10 protein-coding genes are annotated in these 12,854 nt (G+C 47.7%); 5 read left to right on the top strand and 5 right to left on the bottom strand.

Features of this window, described 5'->3' with window-relative positions; all coding sequences use genetic code 11:
- Positions 1-17: 17 nt before the first annotated feature.
- Positions 18-380: an MliC family protein gene (locus DFR44_RS06700; protein WP_162845189.1), complete on the bottom strand. Its 363-nt coding sequence runs from the start codon at positions 378-380 to the stop codon at positions 18-20.
- A gap of 143 nt (positions 381-523) precedes the next feature.
- Positions 524-1,924 (bottom strand): L-serine ammonia-lyase, encoded by a 1,401-nt coding sequence (locus DFR44_RS06695; protein WP_133620382.1) that lies wholly within the window; start codon positions 1,922-1,924, stop codon positions 524-526.
- Between the two features lie 390 nt (positions 1,925-2,314).
- On the opposite strand from DFR44_RS06695, the gene DFR44_RS06690 reads away from it, so the two are divergent.
- Positions 2,315-4,636 (top strand): glycoside hydrolase family 65 protein, encoded by a 2,322-nt coding sequence (locus DFR44_RS06690; protein ID WP_133620380.1) that lies wholly within the window; start codon positions 2,315-2,317, stop codon positions 4,634-4,636.
- 53 nt (positions 4,637-4,689) lie between these two features.
- Positions 4,690-5,349, top strand: a complete 660-nt coding sequence (pgmB, locus tag DFR44_RS06685; protein ID WP_133620379.1) for a beta-phosphoglucomutase — start codon at positions 4,690-4,692, stop codon at positions 5,347-5,349.
- A gap of 69 nt (positions 5,350-5,418) precedes the next feature.
- Here the strand turns inward: pgmB and DFR44_RS06680 are convergent, their stop codons facing one another.
- The 3 genes from DFR44_RS06680 to DFR44_RS06670 form a co-directional block, all read right to left on the bottom strand.
- Positions 5,419-6,627 carry a PQQ-dependent sugar dehydrogenase gene (locus DFR44_RS06680; protein WP_133620377.1) on the bottom strand — a complete coding sequence of 403 codons (1,209 nt, stop codon included), beginning with the start codon at positions 6,625-6,627 and terminating at the stop codon, positions 5,419-5,421.
- Between the two features lie 74 nt (positions 6,628-6,701).
- Positions 6,702-8,063, bottom strand: coding sequence for a 30S ribosomal protein S12 methylthiotransferase RimO (gene rimO / locus DFR44_RS06675; RefSeq protein WP_133620375.1), 1,362 nt, complete (start codon positions 8,061-8,063; stop codon positions 6,702-6,704).
- 123 nt (positions 8,064-8,186) lie between these two features.
- Positions 8,187-9,122, bottom strand: coding sequence for a DMT family transporter (locus DFR44_RS06670; protein ID WP_133620373.1), 936 nt, complete (start codon positions 9,120-9,122; stop codon positions 8,187-8,189).
- Between the two features lie 272 nt (positions 9,123-9,394).
- On the opposite strand from DFR44_RS06670, the gene argA reads away from it, so the two are divergent.
- From argA to DFR44_RS06655, 3 genes are all read left to right on the top strand, one after another.
- Complete coding sequence (gene argA, locus DFR44_RS06665; protein ID WP_425459565.1) at positions 9,395-10,732, top strand: amino-acid N-acetyltransferase; 1,338 nt, start codon at positions 9,395-9,397, stop codon at positions 10,730-10,732.
- Positions 10,733-10,781: 49 nt separating this feature from the next.
- Positions 10,782-11,054, top strand: coding sequence for an oxidative damage protection protein (locus DFR44_RS06660; RefSeq protein ID WP_133620371.1), 273 nt, complete (start codon positions 10,782-10,784; stop codon positions 11,052-11,054).
- A 246-nt stretch (positions 11,055-11,300) separates the two neighbouring features.
- Positions 11,301-11,831, top strand: coding sequence for a C40 family peptidase (locus DFR44_RS06655; protein WP_133620369.1), 531 nt, complete (start codon positions 11,301-11,303; stop codon positions 11,829-11,831).
- The last annotated feature ends 1,023 nt before the right edge of the window (positions 11,832-12,854 follow it).

Here is a 12,854-nt window from a genome sequence, read left to right as displayed (position 1 = left end):
CCATTGATGCGTTCAAATTAACGATGCGTCGCAACTTCCTTACAAACAACAGCAGACGAAGACGAGTTGTTCACTTCCTGATTAAATAGCACTTCGCCAGCATGTTCCCACCATTCAAGCATGCGCCCATCACTGTAACGCACCCCACTGGCCGCGACCACGCTGGGCAAAGTATATTGCTCTTTGTTGAATGTAAGTTTAACAAAGCTCAAACTATTGTCGGATAAGTTGTAGTAAATGCCGCTGACTCGTGCGCCATTATCACATTGATAATGCACGGCTTTACCCGCAGACAGGGTTAGTGTAGACGTTTTGGCCGAAGCAACTTGAACCCCACAAACCAACATAAACGCCGACACAATCAATACTATTTTTTTCATAACAGAGTCCTTTTTAACCATGTAAATAATCTAGCTTCTGCTCATTCACCATGATTTTCAATGCCTCACGACACCTCATGACAAGGGTACATTTTACACGTCTTCATACATGCAGTCGCCGCATGGGTTATTGAATGATGCACTCAACATTCCACCATATTAACCGCCAAGCCGCCTTTGGCGGTTTCTTTATATTTACTCTTCATGTCTGCGCCCGTATCGCGCATGGTTTTGATGACCATATCGAGCGACACATGATGCGCACCATCGCCTCGCAGCGCCATGCGAGCGGCATTCACTGCTTTGATTGCCCCCATGGCGTTGCGCTCTATACAAGGGATTTGCACCAAGCCGCCAACGGGGTCGCATGTCAAACCGAGATTATGTTCCATGCCAATTTCTGCGGCATTTTCAATTTGCGCTGTGTTGCCGCCCTGCGCCGCCGCTAAACCCGCCGCCGCCATCGAACACGCAACACCCACTTCGCCTTGGCAGCCGACTTCCGCTCCTGAAATTGAGGCATTGAGTTTGTACAAAATCCCAACCGCGCCTGCAGTGAGCAAAAAGGTAATGATTCCTTCGTTATCATTCGGACGTGCATTTGGGGTAAAGCGTTCGTAATAATGCAACACCGCAGGAATGACACCCGCTGCACCATTGGTCGGCGCGGTCACAACACGCCCGCCTGCTGCATTTTCTTCATTGACCGCGATGGCGTATAAATTCACCCAATCCATCACCGACAAAGGGTCGGCGAGTGCACGTTCGGCGTGCTTGGTCAACTGCGTGTAAAGCTCGGCGGCACGGCGTTTCACATTCAAGCCACCTGGGAGATAGCCTGTTGCATCTGGATTGTCAATGCCGCAGCCGCGGGCCACACATGTTTGCATGACGCGCCAAATTTTAATAAGCTCTTCTCGCACTTCGGCTTCACTGCGCCATGTCTGCTCATTCGCCAACATGACTTGCGCAATCGTAAGGCGCTCTCGTTCACAAATTGCAAGCAACTCTTTTGCGCTGGCGAATGGGTATTTGACCTCATTGTATGCTTCGAGCACGGGGGCTGGATCCATACCCACAGTCACGACAAAGCCACCGCCGACCGATAAATATTTACGCTCAACAATCGCGTTGTCATCTGCATCATAAGCCGTGAATTTCATGCCGTTAGGGTGTTCGGCTAAGGCTTGGCGGCGGTGTAAGATTAAATCGTGTTTCAGGCTAAAGCCAACCTCATGCGTCCCCAACAAAAAAATCCGCTGGTCAAGAGCGATTTTATCCAGCTCATCCTGCACCGTTTCAATCGGCACGGTATCAGGCGAGTAACCCAACAAACCAAGCAAAACGCCCTTATCTGTGCCGTGCCCGACGCCTGTCAAACCGAGCGAGCCATACATTTGCGCGCGCACTCGGTTCGTCTGCGCCAACCATTCGTTTTTTTGCAAAGATTCAGCAAACATTTTTGCCGCACGCATAGGGCCGACGGTATGCGAACTTGAAGGGCCAATACCTATTTTGAACAAATCAAATACTGAAACAGCCATGGTTACTCTTTCTTATTTTTTCTACAAACGTTGAGCTGAAAATGATTCTCAAGCCAAGCCATAAATACGTTAACACTTGAGGAGTTGTTCCGCACCACGAAAGATATTTTGTGAAAAACATCAACGGCAGGACCATCACGAATAATCAACAACGATGCTGACTGATATACACACCCAATAAATGTGCTTTAACTTTTGAATCCTGTTAAATCCTTTTGAATCATGATAATACAAAATAAATTTTTAATTGATACACTTATGTTCACAATAGCATGTGCATCGCCCTGTGCTTTCACTCCGACACCCATACAATTAACTTACAACCCAAAAATATTTATTGTAGAATCAATATATTTTAATAAAATAACCTGATTAAATAAAGGAAGACTCATGCACCACAACGCTCAACACAGCAGTCATTCTCATATCGCCGTCGAGCCGTGGGGCATTCGAGAGTCTTCATTTGACAGCGCACAAGCTGCGTTGCATGAAACACTGTTTTGCTTAGGCAATGGGCAAATTGGCGTACGCGGTGCGCAAGAAGAAGGTGAACTTTGGGCGGGCACGATGCAAAATGACGTGTTCATCAATGGTTTTTATGAAAGCGAGCCGATTGTGTATCCAGAAGCCGCCTATGGCTTTGCTCACACCAATCAGTTTATTGTTCGCGTGCCTAATGTGACAGGTATGACATTCAGCATTGACGGCATCCCTTTTGACGCAAACCTTGGCCGCATCAGCGATTACAGCCGTCAACTTGATTTTCAAACAGGGGTATTGACCCGCAGCTTCGTGTGGACCAGCCCAAGCGGGCAAAAAATTCGTATCCTTAGTGAGCGTTTGGTGAGTTTTACACACATGTCCATTGTCGCCGTTCGCTACGCACTGACACCGTTGAACTTTACAGGGGACATCAGTATCACATCAAGCATCACCAATTTACCACGCGCACTCATGGCAGGCGACGACCCTCGTGTGGGCGCATCACTTGGCGGTAGTTTGGACTATATTGCTTTTGAATCGAGTGAGGATTTTGCTGCGTTTACCCACGGCACGCACCACAGCGATTTGAAAGTTGTCAGCAGCGTCACTCACGACCAAACGCCAACAAGGCTGGCTCACGATGAACAACAAACCAATGTTGTGTTCGCAAAAATTGCTGAGGCAAACCAAGCCATCAGCGTGGTTAAATTTGGGGCATACATCACCAGCCAAACCGTGGACTCGGACGACATGACCCGCGTCGCCAAACACTCATTAGACACAGCAAAAACAATCGGCTTTGATGGTTTAGTGGCCGAACAAGAGGCTTATTTAAATGAATTTTGGCTCAATGCAAATGTTGAAATTGGTGGAGATGACTCTTTGCAGCAGGGCATGCGGTTCGGTCAATTTCATCTCTTGCAATCGGCTGGACGAGATGGCAAAACCAATATCGCGGCCAAAGGCGTGACGGGTGCGGGGTATGACGGTCATTATTTTTGGGACACAGAGATTTATGTGTTGCCATTTTTCTTGCACACCCGCCCCGACATTGCGCGTCGACTGCTTGAGTACCGTGCCAGCACCTTAGACGCAGCACGGGCGCGGGCGCGTGAAATGTCGCACACCAAAGGCGCGCTCTATCCTTGGCGCACGATTACAGGCCCTGAATGCTCGTCGTATTTTCCAGCGGGAACGGCTCAATACCACATCAACGCGGACATCGCTTACGCCGTTCGCCAATACAACGATGTCACGGATGACCGTAGCTTTTTGCTTGAGCACGGCGCGGAAATGGTGTTTGAAACGACACGCATTTGGCCTGCTCTCGGGCGATTTGATGAACAAGGACAGTTCGGCATCTATACCGTCACAGGCCCAGACGAATACACCGCTCTCGTCAATAACAACCTTTTTACCAATGCCATGGCTCGCCATCACTTGCAATACGCGGTCAATTTGGTCGCATGGTTATCCAAAGACCACCCCGAAAAATTGCACGAACTGCGCACCAAAATTGACCTGACATCTGAAGAAATAGCAATATGGCAAGACGCAGCCGCCCACATGAAAATGCCTTTCGATGCCAAGCGCGGCATTCATGCGCAAGACGATGCTTTTTTTGAAAAGCCCTTGTGGGACTTTGCCAATACGCCACGCGACAAATACCCTTTATTATTAAATTTTCACCCTCTGGTCATTTACCGCCACCAAGTGTGTAAACAACCCGATGTTGTCCTGGCTTTGCTTTTGTTGGGTCACGAATTTAGTGTAGAACAAAAAAAACGCAATTACGATTACTACGAAGCCATCACCACACATGACTCGTCGCTCTCATCTTGTATTTTTTCAATCATGGCGGCAGAAGTTGGCTACACCGACAAAGCCTATGATTACTTCATGCAAACTGCACGTTTAGATGTAGACAACCTGCACCACAACACACAACACGGCGTACACGCGGCCGCGCTTGCGGGTTCTTGGATGTCAGTGGTTTATGGCTTTGCTGGTCTACGCACATTTGGCAAGCAAGTTAAATTTTCACCCTTCTTACCCAAGCAATGGACACATTACCAATTCAATGTGCGCATCAAAAATTGCCTACTGCAAGTCCGCATTGACAAAAGCGAAGCCACATACCGCTTGCTTGAGGGCGCGACTTTGGATATTGAGCACAAAGGCATGCCCGTGCAAATCACTGCAGCTCAAGATACAGTGGTTCGCATTTAGTTCGCTTCAAAATCAAGTAGTTAATCTAAAACACACGCACACAAGAGGGAACCATGTCATCCATCAAAGCTTTTATTTTCGACCTCGACGGCGTCATCACCGACACCGCCAAATTTCACTTCATCGCATGGCAAAAGCTCGCTCATCGCCTTGGGTTCGATATTGACCATGCTTTCAACGAAACATTAAAAGGAGTTGGACGCATGGACTCGCTCAACTTGATTCTTAAACACGGCGGCTTAACCCTCAGCGACGCGGAAAAAGAAGTTCACGCGGCGCAAAAAAATGATGAATACGTTGAGCTCATCGCTGACATGAGCACTGCGGATTTATTGCCCGGCGCGCGCGCCGCACTCGAGTCCATAAGAGCTGCGGGCCTGCGCACAGGCTTGGCATCCGCCAGCAAAAATGCCTCGACCATATTGGCGCGTTTGGGTGTCACCGACTTATTCGATACCATCGTGGATGCACGCGACGTCATCAATGGCAAGCCAGACCCAGAAATTTTTCTTAAAGGTGCACAACAACTCGGCTTATCCCCTTCCGAATGCATCGGTGTCGAAGATGCCGTAGCGGGTATACAAGCCATAAAAAGCGCAGGCATGTTCGCCATAGGCATTGGCGAGCCCTCGGTTTTAACTCAAGCCGATAAGGTGATTGCAGGATTGCAGTTTTTTGATTTAGATGAGTTCATCCAGTTAGCGCAGCCATGACTTTGAGAGCCGCGTATTCCCGCCTATTCAATAAAAATTAGGTTTAAGAGGCACTCATGTCTCATGGCTTCACAGCTGATTTGACAAAACCAACAACGCATCGTTTCGGTCATCAGTCATGTAAACAAGCCCTGAAGGTGAGGCTTTCAAATCAACGGGTGCGCCCATGGGCTGGTCGCCTCGCGCGCCCCATCGACTAACAACATCCGATGTTTTCCCCGACAATTGACCTGATGCAGGCATCGCCACCAAACGATGACCCGTGTCTCGATAGCCATGCAGCGCGATTAAATATTGTCCCCGTAGCGCTGTTATCACACCATCATTTGCATAGCGCATGATGCCGAGCGGCGCACTGTGGGCAGGCAGCAAAACATTGGGTTTTGCTTTACCGATGCACGCCCGACTGTATGAGCGATACTCGGGATTGAGGCGATTGCCATCGTAACAGTAAGGCCAGCCGTAATCGGCTTTAGGGGTAACCACCATCAGCGCATCATGTGGCAATGTGGCATCGTTGAGTTTTTTATCGAGCCGACTGATGTTGTCGCGTCCATTTTCAGTCACAACCAAATCGCCTTTGGCTGAAAAAGTCACGCCCATGGCATTGCGCACGCCTCTTGCGAACACTTCGATGCGCTTTCCTTCACGCAAATTCACTTTCCAAATCGCAGCGGTCGCACGTGCGCCTTGTGTTTCTTGACAAGGGAACTCAACGCCACCACCAGACGCTTGGGGGCGTTCGCAATGATCGGTTTGCGCCCCCATGCTGATGTATAAATCGCCTTTTGCATCAAAAGCAATTTGTTTCAACGGGTGTAATCCTGTTTTGAGCAGGTCATCCATAACAATTTCATAGCCATTGCGTTTGTCAAACACGGTCACATTGGGATTTACTCTCAATATCCGTCCTGCCTCTGCCACATAAATCCAACCATCAGGCCCTAATGCCAAACCATGTGGCCGATCCAAACCGTCCAAAATGGTGGTGCGCTCATAGCCTTTGTCATTTTTTTGCACGCGACTGAGACGACCACGACCTCGCTCCCAAGAGCCCATTTCAGTCAACCAAATATCCCCATCCGAGAGCGGTAAGACGCCACGCGGCATTTTTAAATCGCTGGCCACAACCGCCAAACATGTATTTGCGATGGTGCTCACATCAACTTTAGGCAGGCCGTGACACACACCCGCGACAGGATAGGGATTTTTGGCAACGGCGATTGAAGCAGTCAAACAACTTAAAAGCACTGCACATGCAACGGATATTTTTTTCATAACGTTTTGACAAAGCCCCTAGATAAATTGCAATGAAACAGGTTGCAACATTCAAGTTGCACCCGTCTCGTTTTTTAAACCAGCTCGCCCCACAAATCGTACTCGTCGCTGGCGTGAATTTTCACATCAACAAATTGCCCGACTTGCAACGGCGTTTCGGTGTAATCAATATACACCACGCCATCAATTTCAGGCGCATCCGCCATCGAGCGGGCGATGGCACCGTCTTCATCAACTTCATCAATCAAGACGGTTTGTACGCTGCCCACTTTTTTAGCCAAGCGAGCGGTGCTGATGCCTTGTTGTTTTTCCATGAATCGCGCGGTGCGCTCTTCGCGCACTTCTTCTGGCAACGCGCCCTCAATTTGATTCGCCACCGCTCCATCCACGGGTGAATAGGCGAAGCAACCAACACGATCAAGTTGTGCTTCATCCAAAAAGTCGAGTAGGTATTCAAACTCCGCTTCTGTTTCAGATGGAAAGCCTGCGATAAAGGTGGAGCGAATGGTTAAGTCAGGGCAGGCCGCACGCCACGCTTGGATACGCTCAAGCACCTTTTCACCATTCGCTGGGCGCTTCATGGCTTTTAGAACTCGTGGATGGGCGTGTTGAAAAGGCACATCGAGGTATGGCAAAACTCGACCGTGACCATTCACCGCGGCTTGATTCATCAACTCAATGACGTTGTCGACATGCGGATACGGATAGACATAATGTAAACGCACCCATGCGCCAAGTTGTGCCAATTCACCAACCAGCTCTTGCATATGTGTTTTCACAGGACGACCATTGACAAATCCCGTGCGATATTTCACGTCAACACCATACGCGCTGGTGTCTTGCGAAACCACGAGCAATTCTTTGACCCCAGAATTAACCAGTTTTTCTGCTTCTCGCACCACGTCACCAATCGGGCGCGACACGAGGTCGCCGCGTAACGATGGAATGATGCAAAATGTACAGCGATGATTACAGCCTTCGGAAATTTTTAAATACGCATAATGCTTCGGCGTGAGTTTAATGCCCTGCGGTGGCAGCAAATCAATGAATGGCTCATGTGGCCGAGGTAAGTGCAAGTGCACAGCATCCAACACTTCATTACTCGCATGTGGCCCAGTCACCGCCAACACTTTCGGGTGCATGGCGCGAACCATGTTGTCACCATTGCCGTCTGTGCGCGCACCCAAACACCCCGTGACCACGACTTTACCGTTTTCGTGCAAGGCTTCACCAATGGCATCAAGCGATTCTTGTACCGCGCTGTCGATGAAGCCACAGGTGTTGACCACAACCAAATCAGCATCTTCATACGACGGCGAAATGCTGTAGCCTTCGGTTCTTAGCTTTGTGAGAATATCTTCCGAATCAACCAAGGCTTTAGGGCAGCCGAGAGAAACGAAACCAATTTTAGGTGCAGAAGTGTTTTGACTCATCATGTGTACTCGCAATAACACGGGGCAAACGATGGATTGTTGCCCCGATTTCAAATTTGAATGTTTTGACCACGTTTATCTATTTGTCGTGGACAACCGTTGACCGTCATTTTATAGGGCTTTAACTCATTTTGCCGCACTGTTTGGCTTCTGAGCGGCCACCTTACCCACTAAAAAAATACCAGTCATCACCAAAGCCGTACCCGCTGTCTGAGTCAAGGTAATGGGTTCACCTAAAAAAATATAACCCATGCCCACTGTCGCAACGGGTCCAATCATAGACACCTGTGACACAATCGACGAGCCTAAACGCGAGACCGCCAGCATGGTCAATACCACAGGCGTCACCGTACACAATACGGCATTGAGCAGAGACAAGCCATACACGACCGAGTTTTTACCCAACAAACCCTGCCAATTGCGCAGCACTAAGTAATGCATAACGCACAACACCGTAGAAACCACCATCGCATACGCCACCAAACGCATCGCCCCCAAGCGGCGCACCAATTCACCCGACATCAATAAATAGACGGCATACGATAAGGCACTGGCAAAAATCAATGTTGAACCAAGCGCGATGTTCGACCCGCCCACATCCAATTCATGCCAAAACACCAGCACAATCCCCGCGTATGCCAAGACCATTGCCAACCACTGCTTAATATCAATGTGTTTTTTCAAAGTGAATTTGGATATCACCAAGACCATGGACGGTGTTAAGAACAAAATCAAACGCTCCAATCCAACCGTGATGTATTGCAAGCCCAAAAAATCAAACAAACTCGCTAGGTAATACCCAAACAACCCAACCACACACACTTGCCACACATCACTAAAAGTCATGCGATAAGGTCGAGTGCGACGCGCCCAAAAACCAATCGCAATGAAAAAAGGCACCGAAAAAATCATGCGCAAGGTCAACACATCGACGCCATCGGCCCCTTCGCGGTACATGAGTTTGGCTAAAATGGCTTTGCTCGAAAAGCACAAAGCGCCTATCAATGCCCACATCAAAGCGGTTTGACGTTGGCTCGCGGTGTATGTCGTATGTGAATTCATTTTTGAATATAAAAAGAAAAGCCCATCAAACGATGAGCGGCTGCAGAAGTCGGCAAATATCAAACCATCAATCAAACAATCGGGCTTGATTATAAACGAGAGCATCCGTTAAGGTTATCATTAAATATTCAAGTCGCGTAACGTACCTTATCCACGCCCAACCCCAATAGACACTGAATCAAAAGGTTTTGAGTTGATATTTATTTTAAAAAGTTTTGTTTTATTTTTGCGGTACAATCAGCGTTTATCCAATTGCCCCTCATTTTTACACCATGTCCAGCACCCATCCAGCCTCGTTGATTAACAACCCCACTCCTTTCGTCCAATGGTTGCGTGGTGTCGCACCTTATGTGCACGCATTTCGTGACAAGACCTTTGTCATTGCATTTGGTGGAGAACTGATTGAACAAGGGCGGCTGGAAGACTTGGTGTTCGATGTCAGCTTGCTAAAGGCAATGGGCATGCGCATCGTACTGGTGCACGGTGCTCACCCGCAAATTGAAAGTCAATTGAGTTTACGCGGCATCAACAGCGAGTTTGCCAACGGCATGCGTATCACAAGCGCACAAACCCTAGAGGCGGTCAAAGAAGCCTGCGGCGCACTGCGCTTATCAATCGAAGCGGTGTTTTCTCAGGGCTTGCCCAACACCCCCATGGCGGGTTCCTCCATTAACGTGGTGTCGGGTAACTTCATCACAGCAAAACCCGTGGGCGTACTCAACGGCATTGATTTTTTACATACGGGCGTGGTGCGAAAAATTAACCGCGAAGCCATTAATAGCCAATTGGCACAAGGACAAATTGTCCTGCTCTCGCCACTCGGTTTCTCGCCCACAGGTGAAGTGTTTAACCTATCTACCCCTGAAGTCGCTGCGGCCGTCGCCAGTCAACTGCACGCCGACAAATTGATTTTACTGTCACACGACAACCTCGTTGGCGAAGACAACGCGACCATCCCTGAACTCGATGTCGAACAAGCGCGCGCCATGTCGGAGCAAATGCCTTTAGGGTACTTTTTACGCCAATGCCTAAGTGCTTCATGGATTGCCGTCCAAAGCGGCGTACCTCGTGCGCACATCGTTCCTGTTGACACCGATGGTGCTTTGTTGCTGGAACTATTCCAGCACGACGGCGTCGGCACGATGATTACAAAAAATTTGCTTGAAACCCTGCGCGAAGCGGCATTTGACGATTTGGGCGGCATTTTGCAACTCATTACACCGCTCGAAGAAAACGGCACCCTCGTGGCCCGCGGGCGTGAAAAGCTTGAAACTGAGTTGCCTTTCTTCAGCGTCATTGAACATGACAATGTGATTCTGGGCTGTGCTGCACTATATCCATTTCCAGAAGATAAAATGGCCGAGATGGCCTGCTTCTCAATTGACCCCGATATGCAAGGCATGGGCTTAGGCGAACGCATGCTGGCGCACATGGAAAAACGCGCACGCAAACAAGGATTTAAAGAGCTCTTTGTGCTCACAACACGGGCAGCCCATTGGTTTTTAAAACATGGTTTCGCCGCAGGTCATGTCGACGATTTGCCAGCCGACAAAAAACGCATGTACAATTGGCAACGCAAGTCACAAATTTTTATCAAAAAAATCATGTGATTTTTTATTTTTACTTCAACCTTTAACCGATTCCCTTTTTGAGAGCTTTATGTCACGTACTGTTAACTGCATCCGCCTCGGCAAAGAAGCCGAAGGTTTAGAATTCCCCCCTCTTCCAGGCGCACTCGGTCAACGCATTTTTGAAACCGTATCTAAAGAAGCTTGGGCGCAATGGCTAAAGCATCAAACCATGCTCATCAATGAGAACCGTTTATCCATGCTTGACCCACGCGCACGCCAATACCTTCTCAAACAGGCCGAAGCATTCTTTTTTGGCGACGGTGCGGATGCGGCAGCAGGCTACGTCCCTCCAGCGCAATAGTTGATTTTTTTGAAAATAAAGCAAATGGATATAAATAAACCCATTTGAATCCATATTTTTCTTTATTTTCAAAACAACCTATCCATTATTGACAGTAGGGAATTATACATGTAGAATGCGCGTTGGTTTACAATCAAGCATTCAGGTTACCTATACTTACAACGAGCCTTTCCCTGATGCCAACACAATTGAACGCGTATTTGAGACAACACTTTGCGGTCAATTGTTTGACAAAAAAGGTTTTACATGTTTTTTAAATTGAATTTACAGCACACAGTCCGAGCCGTAGTTGGCTTGGTAATCACTGCATCTTTGGCTTTAAGTAGCACATCCGCTTTGGCCGATGACTCTTTTTCTCAAAAATTACTTTCACGCGCCATGGATTTGGTTGGCGTCAAATATCGTTTTGGTGGCACATCTCCCACGACAGGTTTAGATTGCAGCGGTTATGTCCAATACGTATTTAAAAATGCGGTAGGAGTGAGCTTGCCCCGTGTCGCTTCGGCTCAAAGCCAAGTCGGCGAAAAAATCACTGATGTTGCTGACATGCGTCCTGGCGATATGGTGTTCTTTAACACCCGTGGCTTTGCCTATTCTCACGTTGGCATTTATGTGGGCAACGGTACATTTCTTCACTCTCCGCGCACGGGTTCAAGCGTACGCTTTGACAGGGTTGATTCGCCTTATTGGAAATCACGTTTTAACGGCGCACGTCGCGTTAGTGCTTCAGGCTCTCAAAGTAATGATTTCAAATCTAATGCGCCATTGGGCATGTAGTTTTGTGCGCATCACAACAAAAAACCAGCTTTATGCTGGTTTTTTTATTAATGGTCAATCCATTGACGGATTCAATCTAGAAGTTTCAGCCTATCAATTAAAAGTTGAACAAGTTTAACTTAACGTATTGCACTGGCTATTTCAAGCCATAATTGAAGTTGAAACATCGCATATTAAAGGCCGACACGTTTACAGGAGATATCACGTACAGCACAAAAGTCAAACGAAATACAGGAGCAAAATCCTTAGTTCAGTGCTTTTAGTATCGCTTATGCCTATCCCGTTTTAGACGACAAAAGCTCCCGAGAAATCTAAGCAGCACTGACTACACGGCATTACTCATAGACCATATCAGATAATGTGGTGAATTTATTAGCACATGTGCAGCAAAATATTGAAAAATCGCTCAGATAGATAAAAACATAACGGATAGCACTACAAATATCGTAAAAACTCGTGAACGATCAATGGGACTGATATGCGCCAAAGTGTCTCGGAGACCTTAAAGAAGATGCTATTTGTAACTCAAAGCATCAAGGCTCATTGTGGCCGCCTTTTGCTGAGTGCAACTGCTTGTTAGAACGATAAAAGCTGACCAACCATACATGTTCCCAAGCAAGTAACACCCCAGCATCCAACCAGTCAAACAAGTACGACGTTTGGCAATGAGAATGAATTTGCAGCACGTGCACATTTGCGAGAGCTTGGGTTTAACAACTTGTATTGATTGAAAAAAGACCCGTATTGTTTCATTCAACGCAACGGACTAGACACACCCACACACTCTTCGAACAATGACTTTCCGCATGACTTTATCGTAAAAAACAAAATGCGCCTAATCATCGACACCGAAAAATTTAAACAGGCTTTCCCCTGCCCAACTATCATGACGAAAACTCCATGATGAGGCCAGGTGAAAGGCTAGAGCTTTAGCCTGAGAGGTATGCCAATAAGATTTTATATATTTTTCCTATTGAATGAGAATACATGATGAAGTCAATAAAAAACCCCCAACTCAAAGAG

Origin of the sequence: Hydromonas duriensis (assembly GCF_004363775.1) — a bacterium.
In the GTDB taxonomy this organism is placed as follows: Bacteria; Pseudomonadota; Gammaproteobacteria; order Burkholderiales; family Burkholderiaceae; genus Hydromonas; species Hydromonas duriensis.
This window is presented reverse-complemented; position numbering and strand designations above follow the sequence as displayed.

Bases quoted from the DNA above. Each gene is read 5' to 3' on its own strand.
- DFR44_RS06680 (WP_133620377.1), bottom strand. From the start codon at position 6,627: ATGAAAAAAATATCCGTTGCATGTGCAGTGCTTTTAAGTTGTTTGACT.
- rimO (WP_133620375.1), bottom strand. From the start codon at position 8,063: ATGATGAGTCAAAACACTTCTGCACCTAAAATTGGTTTCGTTTCTCTC.
- pgmB (WP_133620379.1), top strand. From the start codon at position 4,690: ATGTCATCCATCAAAGCTTTTATTTTCGACCTCGACGGCGTCATCACC.
- DFR44_RS06670 (WP_133620373.1), bottom strand. From the start codon at position 9,122: ATGAATTCACATACGACATACACCGCGAGCCAACGTCAAACCGCTTTG.
- DFR44_RS06690 (WP_133620380.1), top strand. From the start codon at position 2,315: ATGCACCACAACGCTCAACACAGCAGTCATTCTCATATCGCCGTCGAG.
- DFR44_RS06655 (WP_133620369.1), top strand. From the start codon at position 11,301: ATGTTTTTTAAATTGAATTTACAGCACACAGTCCGAGCCGTAGTTGGC.
- DFR44_RS06660 (WP_133620371.1), top strand. From the start codon at position 10,782: ATGTCACGTACTGTTAACTGCATCCGCCTCGGCAAAGAAGCCGAAGGT.
- DFR44_RS06695 (WP_133620382.1), bottom strand. From the start codon at position 1,924: ATGGCTGTTTCAGTATTTGATTTGTTCAAAATAGGTATTGGCCCTTCA.
- DFR44_RS06700 (WP_162845189.1), bottom strand. From the start codon at position 380: ATGAAAAAAATAGTATTGATTGTGTCGGCGTTTATGTTGGTTTGTGGG.
- argA (WP_425459565.1), top strand. From the start codon at position 9,395: ATGTCCAGCACCCATCCAGCCTCGTTGATTAACAACCCCACTCCTTTC.